The sequence below is a fragment of the Streptomyces yunnanensis genome, assembly GCF_029011865.1.
GTDB classification, from domain to species: Bacteria; Actinomycetota; Actinomycetes; order Streptomycetales; family Streptomycetaceae; genus Streptomyces; species Streptomyces yunnanensis.
This window is the reverse complement of sequence record NZ_CP095749.1, coordinates 8,987,066-9,006,971: the sequence shown is the minus strand read 5'-3', so window position 1 is coordinate 9,006,971 and position 19,906 is coordinate 8,987,066. Positions and strand designations below refer to the sequence as shown.

The following is a 19,906-nucleotide window of genomic DNA, read 5'->3' as shown; positions in this document are numbered from 1 at the left end:
GCCGCCTGCCGTCGTCGATTGCACGTACCCGGCCAATTCTTCGCCGGGTCGCGGAGGCCAGCGACCGGAGGGACGATCCGCCGCGGTAAACCGACTTTCGCACACCCGCCCGAACAAGTAATGCGCACTGCTGCGGACCTGCGGGCCACGCACCCGGTGGCGCCCGCCGGCTACCGCGCGAGCCTGGCGACCGCCGGCGCGGCCTGGGCGGCTTCGTGATGCGGACGCTCGCCGACCGCGCGCCGGCCGAGGGCGCCATGCTCGGGGTCCCGGGCGCGACCGACGAGGGCCGCGCGCTGTACGAGTCGCTCGGCTGGCGGCGGCACTCAGGGCTCGCGGCCTGTGTCTACCGCCCGTAGACGGCGCCCGACGCCCCCGTGTCCGCAGGCGACCGGGCTCACTTCAGGGCCGGACCCGCTGAACTACGGCTGGCGCGACTCGGCCCGCGGGTGGGCATCTGGCGGCTCATCGAGAGCCTGGACCGGCACGGGATCCGCGCCAGCCTGATGCTCAACTCCGACGTGGGCGAGCGCTGTCCGCAGATCATCGAGGCCGGCCGGGCCCACGACTGGGCCTGGGTCGCACACGGGAGGAACAACTCCCTCTTCCAGGCGGACATGACGCCCGACGAGGAGCGCGCCCACCTCGCCGACGTGGTCCGCACCATCGAGAAGACCACCGGCCACCGCCCCCACGGACGGCTGGGCCCGGCCCTCACCGAGACCCTCCGGACCCCGGAACTCCTCGCCGAACTGGGCCTGGAATACGTACTGGACTGGAGCGGGCAGTGGCCGGGTGACGTCGCTGGTGCTGCACCCGTTCGTCATCAACCAGCCGTTCCGCCACAAGTACCTCGACCAGGCGCTGGAGCACATCGCCCAGCACCCCGGGGTGTGGCTGATCACCAGCGACGAGATCACCGAGCACTACGCCCGGACCACCGCCGGGCAGCCGGCCTGAGGATGGTGTCCGGTACGGCGGACCACCACCGCCGCCGTGCCGGACACCACCCCAACGCCACGCCACCGCCGCCTTCGCCGCTCACCCCAAGCGTCCGATTGATTACATTTACTCCATGTATGAGTCGGAGGACAGTGCGCAGGCCCCAGCGGCCACGACCGCAGTACTGACCGGACTCGGGGCCTGGCTACCGCCCCGCGAGGTCACCAACGACGAACTCTGCGCCCACCTGGACACCTCGGACGCCTGGATCCGCGAACGGATCGGCATCTCCGTGCGACGCCGCGCGGACCCCAAGACCGCCACCGGGGACCTGGCGGCCGAGGCCGGCGCCCGCGCCCTGCGGTCCGCCGGGGTGACCCAGGCGGACGCGGTCGTCCTGGCCACCACCACGCCGGACCACCCGTGCCCGGCCACCGCCCCGGACGTCGCGGCCCGGCTCGGGCTGGGCAACGCCGCGGCGTTCGACATCGCCGCGGGCTGCTCGGGGTTCCTCTACGCCACGACGGTCGCGGCCGGACTCATCCGCTCCGGTACGGCCGGACGGGTTCTGGTCATCGGCGCCGAGACGATGTCCGCCGTGATCGACCCCGAGGACCGCGCCACGGCGCCGATCTTCGGGGACGGCGCCGGCGCCGCCGTCCTGGAAGGCGGACGCCCCGGCCAGGCCGGCTCGCTGGGCGAGGTGGTGTGGGGCAGCGACGGCGAGCGCGCCGACGCCATCGTGATCCCGGTCGGCGGCTCACGGAACCGCGACGGCCGGGACGCCGCGCCGAAGAGCGAACGGCACGTCCGGATGCGCGGCAACGAAGTGCTCCGGCACGCCGTGCGCCGCATGACGGCCGCCGCCACCCGGGCCGCCGCCGCGGCGGGCTGGGCCCTGACGGACGTCGACCGGCTGATCGTCCATCAGGCCAACGCGCGGATCAGTGCCGCCGTCTCCGAGGCGCTGGGCATCCCACCGGAGCGGGTGCCGTCGAACATCGCGACGGTGGGGAACACCGCCGCCGCCTCCATCCCCCTGCTCCTCACGGACGCCGCCGCCGACGGGGCCCTGCGCCCCGGCGACCGCGTCCTGCTGGTCGCCTTCGGCAGCGGGCTCGCCTGGGCGGCCACGACGCTGGTCTGGCCCGCCAGCCTACAGGCCGAACGCTGACCACCACGACGCGCACTCCACAACGGCCTCACTCCCCCGACGGCCCCGCCCCTAAGGAAGTGACCATGTACGCGCAGTTGAAGGAACTCCTCATCACCCGGGCCGGATTGCCCGGCGAGCCGATCGTCCCGGAAGCGTCGCTGGACCGGGCCGGTATCGACTCGATGGCCGTCACCGTGCTGTCCATGGCGCTGGAGGACGTACTGGGGCTGGTGATCGACGAGGACGAGCTGTCCGCGGCGCCGACCGTCGCCGACCTCGCCGACCTCATCTCCCGCCGCGCCGGCACCACCTCGCTCCCCTCCACCGCATAAGCCCAAGAGGAGGCCGCCGTGGAAACCATGGAAGCCGACGAACACCTCGTCCCCCTGGCCTTAGGGGACATGACCTACGCGTGCCGACTCCTCATGCCCCGGCACCGGTCCGGCACCGAGCCGCTCGTCCTGATCGGCGGCGCTCTCCAGGACATGTACTCCTGGCCACGGCTGGAACGCCGACTCACCACGCACACCGCCCTGGTGCTGATGGACCTGCCGGGCACAGGCACCGCCGGCGACCTGGCCGCCAGCGCCGGCTTCGAGGTCCTGGCCGATTCGGTGCTGCACGCCCTCGACCGGCTGGCCATGGACCGGGTCAACGTCCTCGGCGCCTCCTACGGCGCCCCCATCGCCTACCGCCTGGCCCAGTCGCACCCGGACCGGGTGGCCCGACTGCTGCTCGCCGGCGCCACGCCCCGGGTCGGCCCCCGGCTGACCGCGGTGGTCCGCCAGGGCCTGGAACTGGTGGGAACCACGGACTCCCACCCGGCCGACGAGCCGGCCCGCCGCGACTACGCCCGCAACGTCGTCGACATGCTGGTCAACGGCGCCACCCGGAACGAGGTCGCCCAGGGGCCGGCGGTCGCCCGACTCCTGGAACGCCAGCTGATGCGGACGTCGCAGAGCGCCGCGCTGCGCTACGCCGCCTGCCACGAACGCCTCCTGGGCACCGACCTCTACCCGCCGGGCGGGATCGACGGGGTCCCCGCGCTGGTCTTCACCGGCGAGCACGACTGCGCCAGTTCACCGGAGGAGAACCGGGCCGTCGCGGACACCATCGCCGGCTGCGCATTCGCCCTCATCCGCGACGCCGACCACATGGCCCATCTGGAGCGCGAGGCCGAGTACGCGGACCTGGTCACGCGCTTCCTGCACGATCGGCCGGTGCACGACCTGCCGTACTGCACCGACCTCCGGACGTCGCCCCGGCGGCAGCGCTAGGGCCGGGCGGTCAGCGGACCGGCGGATCGGGCACGAGCAGGCCCGCCAGCACCCGCCGGACCACCCGCTCGAAGCCGGCGCCGGCCCCGGCGGCGTCCTCGGCACCGAGGCGCGCGCCGTCGGGCGGGCCGTCCGCCGCCCCGCCGGCCAGCGCCGCCGCCAGCAGCGGATGCCCGCCGCGCCCGGCCACCGCGCCCAGGTAGGCGGCCTGTGCCGCCTGACGGCCCGTCGGTGACCGGCGAGCCCGGAGTTCGACACCGGACAACATGGTGACCAGGGCGTTCAGCACGGCCACCGCCTCCAGCTTGCCCGGCCCGGTCAGTCCCGCGACGGGCTCCAGCGCGCGCAGCGCGAACTCCAGGTAGTCCAGCCCCCGCGGCCCCACCCGCAGGGCCTCCGGCGGCACTTCCAGCAGCCACGGGTGCCGCAGGTGGACCCGCTGCGTCCGGGTGGCCAGCGCCACCAGATCCGTCACCGGATCCCCCGTCAGCTCCGCATCGAGGTCGATCTCCCCGGTCGCGGTGTCCACCATCAGGTCCACCAGGTCGTCCCGGCCGGCCACGTACCGGTAGAGGGACGCGGGACCGGTGCCCAGCTCGCGGGCCACCTGCCGGACCGACACCGCGGCCAGCCCGCCCGCATCGGCGAGCCCGATCGCGGCCTCGGTGAGCTGCTCCCGGCTCCGCTCGGGTGCGGGCCCCCGCATCCCCCGCTCGGGCCGCTCCCACACCAGCGCGGTCTCCGTCGCCGCCGCCCGGTCCGCCTTGCCGGCCATCCAGACTCACCCGCCCCTTCCCTCATCCGACTCCTTGCTGATAACTATAACCACGTAACCGCGAACATCGTTCGCGGTATTTCGGTCACCGCGACTACCGGAAGGGAACTCGATGCAGCACCACACCTCGTCCCCCACGTGGAGCGCCACCCAGTGGGCGACCAACGGCGAAGTCCGGCTCGCCCACGACCAGTTGACGCCCGGACACACCGACGCCGAGCCGCTCCTCCTGGTGACCGGCCTGGGGGTCTCCCGGCAGTGGTGGCCCACCGGCCTGGCCCGGGCGCTGACCGCCGAGGGGTTCACGGTCGCCCGCTACGACCAGCGCGACGCGGGCGACTCGACGCACCTGCCGCCCACCGCCACCACCAACCCCATCTCCGCCCTGCTCCGCAGGCACGGCCCCGCCTACACGGCCGAGGACATGGCCGACGACGCCATGGCCGTGCTGGACGCGCTGGGCTGGGACTCCGCCCACCTCTTCGGCCAGTCCCTCGGCGGCGCGGTCGCCCAGCGCATCGCCCTGCGCCACCCCCGGCGCGTGCGCACGCTCACCACCGTGTCGGCCGTTCCCGGCGACTCCGCCGGCCTGGCCACCATGCGCCACATCCGGCTGCGCACCCTCGCCCGGCTCGCCCGCATGAACCACCCGCCCACCCCCGAAGGGCACATCGAGGCCGGCGTGGCGCTCGCCCGTCTGCTCCACTCCCCCGCCCACCCCTTCGACGAGCCGGCCCTCCGGGCCAGGCTCGTCAGCGCGCCCGACGCGGGTGTCCTGGACGCCCGCAGCCAGAGCCGCCAGATCGGCGCGCAGTGGCACGGCCCCGCCATCGAGCGCATCACGGCGCCGACCCTGGTCCTGCACGGCCTGGACGATCCCCTCGTCAAGCCGTCGGCCGGCCGCACGGTCGCGGCCCGCATACCGGGCGCACGCTTCGTCCCGCTGCCCGGCGTCGGTCACGAACTGCCGGAACCGGTGTGGCGGGACGTGGCCCACCACGTACGCCAACTCGCCGACCGCTGACCGGAACCGACCGGCACCGCCCGCGGCGGGGGCACCGATCGCGCTCCCGCCGGAGTCGTCCGCTTCGGCGTGCGCCACCCCGGGACGCCGGCCACGCCCTCTTGCGGGCGCCCCACCGGGCCCTGTGGACTGCTCGGGTACCCACGACCCGGACCCCGCGACCCCGCCGGCCCGTCTGCACCTGGGCGCCACCATTCGGCGGGCTTCCTCAGCGACGCGTGCTCTACTGCCGCAGCACCACCCCCCACCCTTCCCTGTCACGAAGGAGACTGCGCATATGCCGAATTCGAGGATCTCCGAGGACGACTCCCCCCACCCCTCTGCCGCCGTCCCGCCCCCTGCCGCCGGCCGCCCCGCGGTCAGTCGCCGCTGGGTGCTGGCGGGGCTGGCCGCGGCGGCCCCTGCGGTGCTCGCGGCCTGCGGCGGGAAGAGGGGGAGTGCCGCGTCGCTCAGCCCGCACGGCGCGGGGAAGCCCACGCCGGGGAACTCCACCGTCATCATGATCATCCGGCACGGTGAGAAGCCCGACAAGCACCACCCCGGCATCGACGAGCACGGCCACGAGGACCACAAGTCGCTCACCCGGCGCGGCTGGGACCGGGCCAACGCACTGCCCAAGCTCTTCGACCCGCCGGCGGGCCAGAAGCTCCCGGCCGGCATCGAGCGCCCCCGGACGATCTACGCCGCGACCGACCAGGGCCCCAACGCCGGTGCGCACCGGATGCGACAGACCGTCACCCCGCTCGCCCACCACATGGGCCTGAAGGTCGACACCGAGTTCGCCGAGTCCGAGGAGGACGCCCTCGCGAAGGCCGCCCTGTCCGCGACCGGGCCGGTGCTGATCTGCTGGGAGCACAGTCGCATCCCCGACATCGTCTCCGCGCTCGGCGCCTCCGGCAGCGGCGTCCCCGACGAGTGGCCCGACCGCTTCGACCTGGTGTGGGTGTTCACCCATGCCAAGGGCAGTTGGGCGTTCCGGCAGGTCGACCAGCACCTGCTGCCCGGCGACGCCTGAGCGGGCGACGCGCCGCCGCTGTAGGTTTCACTGATCTGACCCATCGTTAGGTCTCCTGACCTGGGATTTCATAGAGCGGTCCTGCCGTTGTGTCGGTGGTTTCGTCCCGCGGTGCTGTCGTTTTCCTCGGCGCCGCGGGACGTCGGGTGATCGTGGAAGCGGCTTGATGCGCCGCGGTGGTGAGTGAGTAGAACGTTCGTCGGCGTGCGGAGCCTGGCCGTTCGGCACGGGTTTCGAGGCGGCTTGTGAGCCAGCCGGCTGCTTCCAGGCGCTTGACCTGCTTATAGACGGTGGTGAACGGAATGCCGGTGGCGGTGTGGATCTGGGCTGAGGAGGTTTCCTGGTCGCTTTGTGTCAGCAGGTGGTCGAGGAGAGGGTGCAGGGGCGAGGGGATGTTCAAGCGCTGAGGGGGCGGTGCGTGCGGGTGCAGAACCGTGAGGGCGGCGCGTTCGCCGTCGACGACTGCTGTCGCGAAGTCGACCGCGTCGGGAGCTGGTAGTGGATCTAGGCGAGATCCGAGTGCGTCTTGCATGAGCGCCCGGACCTGGCTGTTGTCGAGGTCTTGAAGGAGCGCCGTGCCTCGGGCGGTGGGCCGCTGAGGCGAGTGGCGGACAGACCGGTGGAACAGCTGGGTGCCGATGTCCTGCTCCAGTTGGTGGAACTGGCTGGCCAGCGCGCTCGGCATGACGTCGAGGTGCTGGGCTGCGGCCGTGAGGGTGGGGAAGACCATGTTGATCTGGAACCTGCGGAGGCGGAGCCAGCCGTGCAGGGTTCCTTCGACCGCTGCTCGGATGTCGGCAGGCACCGATTCGTCCAGCTTCGCGTTGAGCGCCGTCAGGCTGCGTGCGCTGAACGGGCGCCGGGGGATGCCGAGTGCCTCAAGGTGGCGGATGACGACGTTGCCGTTGGTGCCGATCTCTTGGGCGATGTCGTCGATGCCTCGGGCCCGGTCGAGGTACTGCTCGCGGAGCCATTCCTCGTTGTCGATGGTGCGAGGACGGTTTCCGCGGAAGATGGTGACGCCGAGTTCCCTGGTGTGCTGGATGACGTGCTTGATCGGGAGCCCGTGGCTCTTGGCGATCGCGTGGAGAGGTGTCTGGCCTTCCACGTATTCGCGATTCAGGAAGTCGGGGGTCAGGATGGTGCGTCGTCGCTCCTGTAGTCGCCAGATTCCGAGTCCAGTGTTGAGGTCAGTGACGTCGGTGAGCGTGTTCTGCCAGGCATCTCGGGCAGCGTCGTTCAGGGAGAGCAGGTCGGTAGCGGTCAGTGACTCCATCAACGGTGATAGGCACTTGTCGACTTTTGAGAAGGTTCGGTCGGGGTCCATCCGTTGGTGGACGGGGAGAGAGTCGAGCTGATCCTGGGCCTGCAGCAGAGGGTGCCCGTGGGGAGGGCGAGGGCAGGGAGTTCGCCGAGGTCGGCTCCGCAGACTGTCCTGAGGCCGGTGCGGCGCATGCAGCGCCCGGGCGGGTGCAGGTGAACGGACCTGGGCAGGAACCCGCGAGGTTCGGCGTGGCAGCTGGGGCAGTGTCTGTGCAGGAGCACCTGGTGCTTGGTGCAGGCGAAGGTCCAGGGTAGCCACCAACGCGTCGGGAAGCGCCCTTGTCCCTCGTTGAGGCATTGCGGACAGAATCGCCAGTGGGGCGCTCGGCGCCCGAAGAGAGCGGGCGGGACGGCAGACTGCTCAAGCACTCTAACGCGCAGGTTCAGCTGTTTCTTCAGCCGTTGAAACATCTCCGGAGGCAGCCCCGTCAAGAGGTAGTGAGTACGTTCCTCCGTCGGCAGTCCGAGAGCGTCCAGCAGTGCGGACAGCGATGTCCAGGAGCGGCGGGCGAGGGCCTCGAGCCAGCTGTCCAGGCTCTCGCCGGGCTGCGGGAGGACGCGGATCGCCAGAGTTCGGGGTTCGCTCACGACACCTTCTTCTGCTTCTGCCCGGGCCGACTGACGAGCCGGCCGGCCTCGAGGGCGTCCTGCCATTCCTGGCGGGCCCGTTCGGACGCGGCGTCGTTCTTCACCTGGTCCAGTAGTTTCGTGTCCAGACGCTCGACGCCGGTGCGTACGGCTCTTTGACAGCCGCGGTTGACCAGCGTCATGAGGGAGCCGATATGCCCGGTGCTGCGGGCGAAGAGATAGTCGGACAGTTCGTCCGCGATCATGCCGGGGTGCTTGTGCGCAAGGACGACGCGTTTCTCGATTGCGAGGAGGATGTCGCGCCAATCGCGGCGCCCCTTCTCGGTCTTGATGTCGAACGCTTCCAGGCCCAGTCGCGTCGTGCGGCGTCCGGTCTGGGCGAGGACCGCGTCTTCGTAGCTTGCTCCCTCGCTGAACAGACCCCGCTTCTCCAGGCCGACGCCGACCATCAGCAAGGTCACTGGGAACTCGTTGGCAATGTATTTGAAGTGGTTGCTGACCTCGATCCCGCTCTTGTTCCGCCACTTCAGGAAGTGCAGGTCGTCCACGATCAGCAGATTCGTCTGCGCGGACAAGACGGAATCGAGCGCGCGATAGCCGAATTCGGCAGTCGTGCCGCGGTGACGGCCTGGGTGCCCGTAGTACTCCAGGATGGCCCGGTTGAAATCGCGCATTCCGGTGTTGCTGGTCAGGCCGACGCGGCAGACCGGCCAGCGTTCATGGCCATCGTCGGTGTACTGGCCCTCTTCCTTGATGATGCGACGGTGGAGCTTGCGGGCGAAAGCGAGAACGGCCGTGGTCTTGCCCAGACCGGGAAAGGCGTCGAGAGCGATCCCGCCCTTGACCTTGTCACCGTCCTGGTCGTTGCTGTCGAAGATGTCCCAGAGGTCTTCGTGCAGGGCCTGCATCTGCGGGGTGTCCAGCGGGCCGAGGTTCGCATGCCACTTGCGGCGGGCGCGGTTGTACTCGGTCAGCGCCTCATCACACAGCTTCTTCAACTGCCGACGAGACAGCAGATCCGGACGGATCCGGCGCGGGGCATCGGCAAAGCGGCCGAAGCCCTCCTTCCGGGACAGCGTGAGGTGATCCAGGCGGGAACGCAGATCGGCTTCCTCGGCCAGGGCCCGGGGCGTTCTACTCATCGTCATCAACGTCCTTCAAAGCCGTGGCGTAGAAGTCGATTTCCTCGTCCAGCTCCTCCAGGTCGTCGGCGTCGTCATCCCCCAGTTCGGCCTCGTCGGACTCGGCAGCCGGAGGCGAGGGTTGTTCAGGAAGGGACAGCACCCGGGCGACCGACGGCAAGACGTTGACCTCGGAGGCTTCTTCCTCGGGCAGATCCACGGCGGCCTGTTCACGAGAGAGTCGCAGGGCCATGCGCCGTTCGACCAAGGAATTGCCGAGCCCGAGATTCCACCGCTCCAGCAGCAGCGCGACGGCGAGCCGGTCGTTGGGGTAGGTGTACTGCTTCGCGGCCAGGCGCCGGGCGAACTGCAACGCTTCCTCGCTCAACGGCATCTGGAGACTCGCCGCGTGTTCCCACTTCAGCGTGTGCCACTTGCGCTCCTCGTCGCGGAAGTAGATGCGGGTGACGTCATCGGGGTCGGCGAAGAACGGGAGCCGTCGCTTGGCCAGCTCGACGTCCGATCCGGCCATGTCCTTCAGGCCAGCAAGCCCCGGACCGTCGTAGCGGCGTCCCTTGATCTCGACGCCGTAGTGCTGGACGGTCCGCATCGTGACCTCCAGGAACTCGTAGGCGAGATCCGGATCACGCGGCACTTCGATGTAGCCGGCCCGGGCGAGGCCGTGCTCGAACATCGCGGCCGGTGACAGATCCACATTCGGCAGGTGCGGATCGACGAGACCGCTGTGCGGTCTGCGGTGATACACACACGCCACCCACTCGCGGATGATCGCCTCGAGTTCGTGCAGGAAGAAGAAGGCGTCCTTTTCAGGATTGAGCCCCCGTGAATGAATGTCGGGGCCCTTGTAGCCGGGCAGCACCTGCAGCAGGTCTTCCCGCACGGTCCTGAAGAATCTTTCGACCGGCCCTTGTCCCGGCCCGTCCGTAGTCGGGCCGGCTGGATCGACATGCCCAACCGACGGCAGACGCTGGTCAGGTGGGCGGAGAGATAGATCTTGCCGTGGTCGACGATGACCGTCTCCGCCGCTAATGCAGGGCCGACGGCTCCCGTGACGGGACCATGGACTGCCTCGGCATCCACCAGGACACCGCGGGGGATCCCGTGATCGGGCCAGGCCGCTTCCTTCGGCCAGGACTCAGGGATGGGCCGGGGCCGGTAGGTCTGGAAGAGAACGGCAGCCGCGTCAACGGCCTTCGTCGACACCGGAGTGACACGGATGCCGGTGATGCAGCGGGTGTACCAGTCCATCGCGACCGTCAGCTCCGCCTGCACCCACTTCAAAGTCACCGGGTCGAAGGCGAAGACATCCAGTCGCGTGGTGTCCATCAGCACGTACTCGCCGGGCCGCGTGGGCCGCAGCTTCCCGTAGACACCGTCGGGACGATCCGCGATCTCCCGGTTGCGCTTTGTACTCAACCGGAACGTCGGATGACGCCGCTCGAGCTCGTGCATCCACCGATACCCCGCCGTCCGCTTCGGCAGCGGCACCGCGTCCGGCCCGAAACGCTCCTCCAGCCGGGCCTGCACCCGCTCCAACACGAGCTTCACGGAGGGCCGGGACTCTTCCTTGTACTCGCCCAGAACCTCTTCAGCCACCTCCACCCAGCGCGGATCGGCATGAGACAGCCCACCCTCCACCTGTGCCTTCTTCGGGGCGAGCCCCACCTCACCGCCCTCAAGGAATGCACGTGCCCACCGCTCCACCGACCGCACGGTCAGGCCCAGTTCGGCCGCCTTGGCCGCGTAGCGCTTCCCCAACGACAGGCCGGGAGCGTACTCAGGCCGTGGCTCACCCGGCCTTGCCAACTCCTCGCATCCCGAGCGGTAACCCGTCAGCATCTCCCGGACGTGCTCGGCCCGTTCAAGAACCTCTTTCCGTTCCTCCTTGGTCAGCCGACCCAGCACCACGGCAGCCAACTCAACGTCGTCGGCGGCCGGACCCCCGTCCTTGGGGATCACCTCAGCTCGATCCGAGGTCAGCAGTTCCCGTACCGACATCCGCGCCAGCCGGTCACGGGCGTCCTTGAGGATGACCTCCATACCCGTAGCCAGGCTCGCGAGCTCCACGACCTCGACCGTCTCGCCGTCGAGCCTGAAGCGCGTGCCGACACCAAGCCGTGTTCCCGCCCCGCTCATGCGGCCCTCCTCAACACGTGCCCCGAGCTGAGCGGCCGGTCCAGCTCCGTCGTCACGTGCCCAGACCACAGCAGGTGCAGCACCGCCGACTTCACCAGCGGCCGGGGACGATCGGGCAGCAGCCGGAAAGCCTCACGCAGCGACCGTCCCTCCAGCTCACAGGCCCGCAGGCCGTCCAAGAGGCCCGGATCGAACAACCAGTCCCTGCGGTAGCCGGCGAGGAAGCGGATGTTCTCCAGCTCATGAAGGTCCGGTTCACTCCAGACCTCGTAACGCCACCCGCGGGAGGCGACCGCCGCACGAGTCCACGCGAACGTGAACGCGACTTTGGGCCGCTCCAGCCGATGCCGCGGCTTGACATCCACGACCACCGGCCCGTCATCCGTCAACAGCAGATAGTCCGGGATGTGCCGCCGTAGCTTGCCCTCAACCTCTGCCTTGAGCAGGAAAGGCTGAGCGACGACATGCCGGACGTTCGGGGCGAAGTCCGCGAACAGCAGCCGTGCCAGTTCCAACCGCGACTCGTAGATCACATGGTCGCGTACCGTCGCCGCCCAGTACGTGCCCGAGTAGTGCTGCTGGCCCTTGTGCCAGCGGAACGTCCGCCACGGCTGTGCCTTCCGCAGGAGATCGAGTGGCACGGACGCCCACTCCAGATCCTCCACCACGGACTCGTCGGTCTTCCGGACACTCACCTGTAACGACGTAGCCAGATCTGTCGTGCTCATCGGACCCCAAACTCGCGTTCTCCAGGGCGGCTTGATCGACCGCCGAACGCCGTTGGCATGCCCCGGTCGTCTGCGTTGATGACGACCGGGACGCTCCGGTACACAAAGAGGGGAACTACTAGAGAAGGAGGCATGAATCCCGTCCGCATGTCGTATCCGACACAGCTACGACATTCCCGCGCGGAATCCGACGCGGGAAACGGGATCCCACAGCCGCGGGCGCGGGTCAGCCCAGGGCCCGGTCGAGGTTGAACGCGGCGCTGATCAGTGCCAGGTGGGTGAACGCCTGGGGGAAGTTGCCGATCTGTTCGCCGGTGCGGCCGATCTCCTCGGCGAAGAGGCCGACGTGGTTGGCGTAGGTGAGCATCTTCTCGAAGGCGAGCCGGGCCTCGTCCACCCGGCCCGCGCGGGAGAGTGCCTCCACGTACCAGAACGAGCAGATGGAGAAGGTGCCTTCCTCGCCCCGGAGCCCGTCGGGGCTGGCCTTGGGGTCGTAGCGGTAGACCAGGGAGTCGGAGACCAGTTCCTCGCCGAGGACGTCCAGGGTGGAGAGCCACTTCGGGTCGGTCGGCGAGATGAACTTGGCCAGCGGCATCATCAGGACCGCGGCGTCCAGCACGTCGTCACCCTCGTGCTGGACGAACGCCCGGCGCTCGGTGGACCAGCCGCGCTGCATGATGCGTCGGTAGATCGCGTCGCGCTCCCGTCCCCAGCGGATCATGTCGGCGGGCAGTCCGCGGTGGCGGGCGATCCGCATGGCCCGTTCGATGGCCACCCAGCACATCAGCTGTGAGTAGAGGAAGTTCTGGATCTTGCCGCGGGTCTCCCAGATGCCCTCGTCCGGCTGGTCCCAGTTGTCGCAGACCCAGTTCACCAGGTTGCAGACGGTGTCCCAGTGGTCGCTGGAGAGCGGCTGCCCCCATTTGTCGTAGAGGTAGAGGGAGTCGATGAGCGCGCCGTAGATGTCGAGCTGGAGCTGGTTGACGGCGTTGTTGCCGATGCGGACCGGCGCGGATCCCAAGTGGCCTTCCAGGTGCTGGAGTTCCTCTTCGGGGAGTTCGCTGCGGCCGTCGATGCCGTACATGATCTGCAGCGGGCCGTGGGCGCAGTCCTTCAGGCAGATCTTCGAGGAGAGGAAGCGCACGAAGGATTCCGCTTCGTCGGTGAAGCCGAGGCGGAGCAGGGCGTAGATGCAGAAGGCGGCGTCCCGCACCCAGGCGTACCGGTAGTCCCAGTTGCGCTCGCCGCCGATCTGCTCGGGCAGGCTGGTGGTGGGGGCGGCGACGATGGCGCCGGTGGGCGCGTAGGTGAGCAGCTTGAGGGTGAGCGCGGAGCGGTGCACCATCTCCCGCCAGCGGCCCCGGTAGCGGGAGTGCGCGAGCCAGCCGCGCCAGTAGCGCACGGTGGCCCCGAAGAGCTGCTCGGCCTCCTGGACGGCGCAGAACCGGGGCTCCACGCCGTCGCCGATGCGGTCGAGCGCGAAGACCGCGGACTCGCCCTCGGCGAGCGTGAAGGAGGAGCGGGCGTCGGGCCCGTCGATCTCGACCGGCACGCTGGAGGTCAGGGCGAGGGAGAGTTCCGGGGAGTCGAAGACGGTCAGGCCGCGGTGGTGGGGGCGGACGGTGTGCTGTTGCCGGCCGTAGTCGAAGCGGGGTGCCACGCGCACCGAGAACGGCAGGGATCCCCGGACGCAGAGCACCCGCCGGATCAGCCGGTGTCGGTCCGCCTCACGGGAGTCGTCGACGATCGGCATGAAGTCCTGGACCTCGCCGACGCCGTGGTCGGCGAAGAAGCGGGTGATCAGGATGTTGGTGTCGGGGAAGTAGAACTGCTTGGTGCGGGTCGGCACGTCCGGGGCGAGTTCGAAGGCCCCGCCGCGGTCGGCGTCCAGGATCGCGGCGAAGACACTGGGCGCGTCGAAACGGGTGCAGCAGTACCAGTCGATGGTGCCGTTGGTGCCGACGAGGGCCGCGGTGCGCATGTCCCCGATCAGGCCGTGTTCGGCGATCGGGACGTAGCGGGCGGCGTCGGCTCGGGTGGTGCGCAGGCTCGCGGTGGGTGTCGCCATGAGCCCCGTGGGCGTCGTCATCGGACCTCCCCTGCGCTGGGGGACGAGCAGGAGCAGTGGATTCAGGCTAACTCCGGGCGGCCCGCCACCGCCCCTCCGCCCGGCGACCGGGCCGGTCCGAGGGCCGTCGGCGACAAGGCGTGGCCAGCGCCGTAAGAGAGCCGCAAATTCCGTCCGCGGGCGGAGCCTCGCCGGTGGACGAGGCCCTAGATTCGGTCCCGGCCGGGAGACGGCCGCGGACGGCGGACGCGCAGGTCGGAGGCCGTCCGGTGCCCCATGCCTCAGGTCCGCGACCGGGGGCCGACGTCTCCCGGTCGCTCCCCGTGCCCGTCCCTCCAGAAAGCATGCGCATGCCTCCTGCCCCGTCCCGCGTTTCCCCTCTCGCGCCGCAGGCTCCGGCGGACGGCATGGGCGGTGTGCCCGCCCGTGGCGGGTCGGGGGCCGGTGGCCACCGGGGACGGCGACGACGGGCGCCGGCCGGGCTGTTCGATCCACGGGTACTGCTCACAGCCCTGCCGGAGGCGTTGCGCAAGCTGCATCCGCGGGTACTGGCCCGGAATCCGGTGCTCTTCGTCGTAGCCTGCGGATCTCTGCTGACCACGCTGTCCGCGGTGCTGTACCCGTCGGTGTTCAGCTGGGTGATCAGTGGGTGGCTGTGGCTGACGGTGCTGTTCGCGCAGCTCGCGGAGGCGGTGGCGGAGGGCCGCGGCAGGGCGCAGGCGGCGTCGCTGCGCCGGGCCCGGACGGATCTCACGGCCCGGCGGCTGCGGGACAACTGGCGGGTGGGCGTCAATCTGGGCCGTGCCGTGACCGAGGTCGTTCCGGCGTCCGACCTCCGGCCGTTCGACTTCGTGGTGGTGGCCGCGGGTGAGCCGATTCCGGCGGACGGCGAGGTGGTCGAGGGGGTGGCGAGCGTCGACGAGTCCGCGGTGACCGGGGAGTCGGCGCCGGTGCTCCGCGAGGCGGGCGGTGATCGCTCCGGTGTGACGGGCGGGACGACCGTGCTGTCGGACCGGATCGTGGTCCGGGTGACGTCGCGGGCCGGGCATTCGTTCCTGGACCGGATGATCGCGCTGGTGGAGGGTGCCGCCCGGCAGCGGACGCCCAATGAGATCGCGCTGCACATCCTGCTGGCCGCGCTGACCATCATCTTCCTCCTGGTGGTCGTCACGCTGCAGCCGATGGCGACGTACGCGGGCGCCGCCCAGCAGACGGCGGTGCTGGTGGCCCTGCTGGTGACGCTGATCCCGACGACCATCGGGGCGCTGCTGTCGGCGATCGGGATCGCCGGGATGGACCGTCTGGTGCAGCGCAATGTGGTGGCCATGTCGGGCCGTGCGGTGGAGGCCGCGGGGGACATCAACACCCTGCTGCTCGACAAGACCGGCACGATCACGCTCGGTCACCGGGAGGCGGTGGCGTTCGTTCCGCTGCCGGGGCTGGACGAGCTGGCGCTGGCCGATGCCGCCGCCCTCTCGTCGTTGGCGGACACCACGCCCGAGGGGCGGTCGGTGGTGGCGCTGGCCCGGGAGAAGTACGGGTTGCAGGCGCCGGCCGAGGGCGAGCTGGCCTTCATCCGGTATGTGCCGTTCAGCGCGCGGACGCGGATGAGCGGGGTGGATCTGCGCTGGGCGCACGGCGACGGTGGGTCCGCGGCGGCGCCCGAGGGCGCGGCGGGGCGGCCGTCTGAGTATCCGGGCGAGGTGGTGCTCCGCAAGGGCGCGGCCGCGCAGATCATCGACTGGGTGGTGCAGCGGGGCGGCGAAGTGCCGGCCGAGGCACGGTTGTTCAGTGACACGATCGGCGCGTCCGGGGGGACGCCGCTGTTGGTGGCGATGGACGACCGGCAGGGACCCCGGGTGCTGGGCGTGGTGCACCTGAAGGACGTGGTGAAGGACGGCATCCGGGAGCGGTTCGCCGAGTTGCGTCGGATGGGCATCCGGACGGTGATGGTCACGGGCGACAATCCGCTGACGGCCCGGGCGATCGCCCAGGAGGCGGGGGTGGACGACTACTTGGCGGAGGCCGCGCCGGAGGACAAGCTCGCACTGATCGTCCGGGAGCAGGCGGGCGGCCGGCTGGTGGCGATGACGGGCGACGGGACGAACGACGCGCCGGCGCTGGCGCAGGCGGACGTCGGCGTGGCGATGAACACCGGCACCTCCGCCGCCAAGGAGGCCGGGAACATGGTGGATCTGGACTCCAACCCGACCAAGTTGATCGAGATCGTGGAGGTGGGCAAGCAACTGCTCATCACCCGGGGCGCGTTGACCACGTTCTCGATCACCAATGACGTGGCCAAGTACTTCGCGATCATTCCGGCGATGTTCGCGGGGGCGTATCCTGGGCTGGCGGCGCTGAACGTGATGGGGCTGCACAGCCCGACGTCGGCGATCACCTCGGCGATCATCTTCAATGCGTTGGTGATCGTGGCGCTGATTCCGCTGGCGCTGCGCGGGGTGCGCTATCGGCCGGCGTCCGCCCACGACCTGTTGCGCCGCAACCTGGCGTTCTTCGGACTGGGCGGACTGGTGGCGCCGTTCGTCGGCATCAAGCTGATCGATCTGCTGATCTCGGGGATTCCGGGGCTGGGGTGACGGTGACGGGTCCGCGGCTCAGCCGACGTGGACCCGTGGTCGTCGGTCGCGGTCCGGTTCCGCCTCGCGCAGTACCTCACGGGTGACGGGGGCGACCTCGCCCTGGCCGAAGAGGAAGAAGCGCAGGAACTGGGCGAAGGGGTTGCCCTCGGTCCATTCGAAGTAGATGTGCGGGCGTCGCCCGGTGGTGTCCCGGACGTAGAGCAGGAGGGCGGCCAGGGCGTTGGAGACGGTGGAGCTCTCCAGGCAGAGCACCCGGTAGCGGTCGTGCATGACGTGGCCGTGGACGTGCAGCGCGCTTTCGAACTCGGAGGGGTCGCGGATGGTGACCTCGACGAACACCAGGTCGTCCTCGGGCGGGATGTCGTTGTCGGCGCGGATCTGCTGGGCCTTGTCGCGGTATTCGGCGAAGTCGCGCTGGTCGGGCTCGTTGGCGATGAAGCGGATGCGGCGCTGGGCGATGTCGCGGACGAAGCGTGCCGCGGTGTCGTCCAGGATGACCTCGGTGACGCGGAGTTCGAAGGCGCGGGCGAGCCGTGAGGTGAAGGAGAGCAGGATGATGCCGGCGATGAAGCAGGCACCGATCTTCACGCCGTCGGGCCGTTCGATGACGTTGGTGACGGTGGTGTAGAGGAACACCACGGAGATCACGGCGAATCCGATGGTCCAGCCGCGTTGCCCGGCACGGTGGGCGGCGATGGTCACGGCGATCGCCGCGGAGGCGATGAGGACGAGGACGCCGGTCGCGTAGGCGCCGCCCTGGGCGTCGACGTCGGCGTCGAAGATCCAGGTGACCAGGAAGGCGACGGCGATGAAGACGAGCACCATGGGACGGACCGCGCGGGCCCAGGAGGGCGCCATGCCGTAGCGCGGGAGGTACTGCGGCATCAGGTTGAGCAGGCCGGCCAGGGCCGAGGCGCCGGCGAACCAGAGGATGGCGATGGTGGCGACGTCGTAGACGGTGCCGAAGGCGGAGCCGAGGTACTCGTGGGAGAGGTAGGCAAGGGCACGGCCGTTGGCGGCTCCGCCGGGTTTGAAGGCGGCGGCGGGGATCAGGAGGGTGGTGACGAAGCTGGTGATGATGAGGAAGATGCTCATGATGACGGCGGCCGTGGTCAGCAGCTTCTTGGCGCCGCGGATCCGTCCGGTGGGGCGTTCCTCGGTGTCGTCGGTGTCGCCCTCGATGTGCGGCATGACCGCGACGCCGGTCTCGAAGCCGGAGAGGCCCAGGGCGAGTTTGGGGAAGACGACGAGAGCCACCGCGATCATGGCCGGAACACTGCCGTGCTGGGTGGTCAGTGCCCGGGACCAGTCGGTGACGACGTGTTCGGCGGTGACCACGTGCCAGACACCGACGACCGCGACGACGGCGTTGAGCGCGAGGTAGCCGCCCACCAGGACGACGGCCACACCGATCGCTTCGAGGAAGCCCTTGAGGAAGACCGCGCCGAGCAGGGCGATCAGGATCAGCGTGACGACCATCTGGCGGCCCTGGAGCGCGCTGTGGACGTGCGGGTTCTCGACGAGGTGGGTGGCGGCGTCGGCGGCCGACAGGGTGATGGTGATGAGGAAGTCGGTGGCCGCGAAGCCGAGGAGGGTGAGGACGAACAGCTTGCCCTTCCAGAAGGACAGCAGCCGCTCCAACATGGCGATGGAGCCCTGGCCGTGCGGGCTCTCGGTGGCGACGCGGCGGTATACGGGGAGTGCGCCGGCGAGGGTGACGGCGACCAGGACGAGGGTGGCGACGGGCGAGAGGAGACCGGCGGCCAGGGCCGCGATGCCGGGCTGGTATCCGAGGGTGGAGAAGTAGTCCACACCCGTCAGGCACATCACGCGCCACCAGCGCTGTCCGTGGTGGGCGGAGGGCGGTTCGACGTGCTGGTGCCTGCCCATGTCCGCCAGGCCCTGCAGCATCCAGGCGCGCAGGCGTTGCCGCGGCGTGGCTTTGGAGGCGCTACCGGCAGGGACGGAGGCGGCCATCGTGTGCTCCTGTCGTAAACCGAAAGGATCCGGCCATCGTGAGGCGGCTGGTTCAGCGTACGCACTTCCGGGGTCCTCGCCGTGGTGTTCGAGGGCACGGGCGGATCGTGTCTCGGGGAGGGGAGCGCGCGGCGGGGCCGGCACGGCGTCGGCGCGCCCGTCGGGGGCCCGGGCGCGCGCCCAAACACCACCCGGCCGAATACCACCACATCGATGGAATGAGCCGGCACTTCGCCCCGATGCGCCGCGCCGTCGTTGAGGATCGCTTGACAAGGAGGGGTCCGGGCCGACTCGGATGCGGGAGGCGGAATGGCACGGTCATGGTTGCGGCGAGGGGCGGCGGCGGTCGCGGTGTGCGGTGCGGTGCTGACGTCGGTTCCACCGGCGACGGCGGCGGGCGGTCCGGTGGCGCCGGACACCCGCATCGTGGGCGGGCGGAACGCGGACGTGCGGGACGTGCCGTGGCAGGTGTCGTTGCGCAGCCGCGGCGGACACATCTGCGGTGGTTCGATCATCCGCGCCGATGCGGTGGTGACCGCGGCGCACTGCACCGTGGGGGCGCCGCCGGACTCCTTGACCGTCCAGGCGGGCAGCAGCGTGCGCGGGTCGGGCGGGCAGATCGTGCCGGTGGCGCGGGTGTTGCGGCACCCGAAGTTCAACGCGGCCACGATCGACTACGACGTGGCGGTGCTGGAACTGGCGTCCCCGCTGGATTTCGGGGCCGGGGTGCGCGCGGTTCCGCTGCTGCCGGAGGGCAGGGAGCCGATCACCGGCACACCGGCGACGGTCACCGGCTGGGGTGCGACGCGGGACGGCGGCACACTGCCGGAGCGGCTGCGGCGGGTCGATGTGCCCAAGCTCAGCGACACGTACTGCAAGGGGGCGTACGGGACGTCCTCGATCACCCCGCGGATGACGTGCTACGGCTACGAGGGCGGGCGCAAGGACGCGTGCCAGGGCGACAGCGGGGGCCCGCTGGTGGTGGACGGGTACCTGGCGGGGATCGCGTCATGGGGGACGGGGTGCGCCTCGCCCGGGCATCCCGGCGTCTACACCAAGGTCAGCGATCCGTCGATCCACGCGTACATCGCCCGGTCCTAGGGCCTGTCGTCAAACTCCCGTCGTTCGCCCGGAGGGCGGGCCTCGCGGCGTCTG

Annotated in this window: 17 protein-coding genes and 1 pseudogene; 10 read left to right on the top strand and 8 right to left on the bottom strand. The window is 70.3% G+C overall.

Annotation, left to right across the window (positions count from 1 at the left end; genetic code table 11):
• Positions 1-218 precede the first annotated feature (218 nt).
• The 6 genes and pseudogenes from MOV08_RS39450 (at position 219) to MOV08_RS39425 (ending at position 3,375) form a co-directional block, all read left to right on the top strand.
• Positions 219-359, top strand: a complete 141-nt coding sequence (locus tag MOV08_RS39450) for a hypothetical protein (RefSeq protein WP_338057324.1) — start codon at positions 219-221, stop codon at positions 357-359.
• 18 nt (positions 360-377) lie between these two features.
• Positions 378-710, top strand: a pseudogene (locus MOV08_RS39445) (hypothetical protein); the annotation flags it as partial.
• An 85-nt stretch (positions 711-795) separates the two neighbouring features.
• Positions 796-960 carry a hypothetical protein gene (locus MOV08_RS39440; RefSeq protein ID WP_275312067.1) on the top strand — a complete coding sequence of 55 codons (165 nt, stop codon included), beginning with the start codon at positions 796-798 and terminating at the stop codon, positions 958-960.
• A gap of 115 nt (positions 961-1,075) precedes the next feature.
• Entirely contained in the window at positions 1,076-2,116 is a 1,041-nt protein-coding gene (locus MOV08_RS39435) for a beta-ketoacyl-ACP synthase III (protein WP_275310944.1), read from the top strand.
• 65 nt (positions 2,117-2,181) lie between these two features.
• Entirely contained in the window at positions 2,182-2,430 is a 249-nt protein-coding gene (locus MOV08_RS39430; RefSeq protein ID WP_039638997.1) for an acyl carrier protein, read from the top strand.
• A gap of 27 nt (positions 2,431-2,457) precedes the next feature.
• Complete coding sequence (locus MOV08_RS39425; RefSeq protein ID WP_275312023.1) at positions 2,458-3,375, top strand: alpha/beta fold hydrolase; 918 nt, start codon at positions 2,458-2,460, stop codon at positions 3,373-3,375.
• A 10-nt stretch (positions 3,376-3,385) separates the two neighbouring features.
• Here MOV08_RS39425 and MOV08_RS39420 read toward each other — a convergent pair whose 3' ends face one another.
• A complete protein-coding gene (locus MOV08_RS39420; protein WP_052287189.1) occupies positions 3,386-4,150 on the bottom strand; it encodes a TetR/AcrR family transcriptional regulator in 765 nt (254 codons plus the stop codon).
• A 112-nt stretch (positions 4,151-4,262) separates the two neighbouring features.
• Between MOV08_RS39420 and MOV08_RS39415 the strand changes: the two genes are divergently transcribed.
• Positions 4,263-5,174 carry an alpha/beta fold hydrolase gene (locus tag MOV08_RS39415; RefSeq protein ID WP_275310943.1) on the top strand — a complete coding sequence of 304 codons (912 nt, stop codon included), beginning with the start codon at positions 4,263-4,265 and terminating at the stop codon, positions 5,172-5,174.
• 277 nt (positions 5,175-5,451) lie between these two features.
• Positions 5,452-6,189 (top strand): hypothetical protein, encoded by a 738-nt coding sequence (locus MOV08_RS39410; RefSeq protein ID WP_275310942.1) that lies wholly within the window; start codon positions 5,452-5,454, stop codon positions 6,187-6,189.
• A gap of 46 nt (positions 6,190-6,235) precedes the next feature.
• Here the strand turns inward: MOV08_RS39410 and MOV08_RS39405 are convergent, their stop codons facing one another.
• From MOV08_RS39405 to MOV08_RS39385, 6 genes are all read right to left on the bottom strand, one after another.
• On the bottom strand, positions 6,236-7,465 hold the full coding sequence (locus MOV08_RS39405) for a LysR family transcriptional regulator (RefSeq protein WP_275310941.1): 1,230 nt from the start codon (positions 7,463-7,465) through the stop codon (positions 6,236-6,238).
• Complete coding sequence (locus MOV08_RS44280) at positions 7,465-8,166, bottom strand: TniQ family protein (protein ID WP_420834138.1); 702 nt, start codon at positions 8,164-8,166, stop codon at positions 7,465-7,467. The genes MOV08_RS39405 and MOV08_RS44280 overlap by 1 nt, the downstream gene beginning before the upstream one ends.
• Positions 8,097-9,242: an AAA family ATPase gene (locus MOV08_RS39400; RefSeq protein ID WP_275306794.1), complete on the bottom strand. Its 1,146-nt coding sequence runs from the start codon at positions 9,240-9,242 to the stop codon at positions 8,097-8,099. Before MOV08_RS39400 ends, MOV08_RS44280 begins: the two co-directional genes overlap by 70 nt.
• On the bottom strand, positions 9,235-10,122 hold the full coding sequence (locus tag MOV08_RS39395; protein WP_275310939.1) for a Mu transposase C-terminal domain-containing protein: 888 nt from the start codon (positions 10,120-10,122) through the stop codon (positions 9,235-9,237). The genes MOV08_RS39400 and MOV08_RS39395 overlap by 8 nt, the downstream gene beginning before the upstream one ends.
• Positions 10,123-11,374: 1,252 nt before the next feature.
• Positions 11,375-12,073, bottom strand: coding sequence for a TnsA-like heteromeric transposase endonuclease subunit (locus MOV08_RS39390; protein ID WP_275306796.1), 699 nt, complete (start codon positions 12,071-12,073; stop codon positions 11,375-11,377).
• A gap of 259 nt (positions 12,074-12,332) precedes the next feature.
• The gene (locus tag MOV08_RS39385; RefSeq protein WP_039638993.1) at positions 12,333-14,195 is read right to left on the bottom strand and encodes a glycoside hydrolase family 15 protein; all 1,863 of its coding nucleotides are present in this window, start codon (positions 14,193-14,195) and stop codon (positions 12,333-12,335) included.
• Between the two features lie 329 nt (positions 14,196-14,524).
• On the opposite strand from MOV08_RS39385, the gene kdpB reads away from it, so the two are divergent.
• Positions 14,525-16,771 (top strand): potassium-transporting ATPase subunit KdpB, encoded by a 2,247-nt coding sequence (gene kdpB / locus MOV08_RS39380; protein ID WP_420834250.1) that lies wholly within the window; start codon positions 14,525-14,527, stop codon positions 16,769-16,771.
• An 18-nt stretch (positions 16,772-16,789) separates the two neighbouring features.
• Here kdpB and MOV08_RS39375 read toward each other — a convergent pair whose 3' ends face one another.
• Positions 16,790-18,751, bottom strand: coding sequence for an APC family permease (locus MOV08_RS39375; RefSeq protein WP_275310938.1), 1,962 nt, complete (start codon positions 18,749-18,751; stop codon positions 16,790-16,792).
• Positions 18,752-19,060: 309 nt separating this feature from the next.
• On the opposite strand from MOV08_RS39375, the gene MOV08_RS39370 reads away from it, so the two are divergent.
• Positions 19,061-19,852 (top strand): serine protease, encoded by a 792-nt coding sequence (locus MOV08_RS39370; RefSeq protein ID WP_039638992.1) that lies wholly within the window; start codon positions 19,061-19,063, stop codon positions 19,850-19,852.
• The last annotated feature ends 54 nt before the right edge of the window (positions 19,853-19,906 follow it).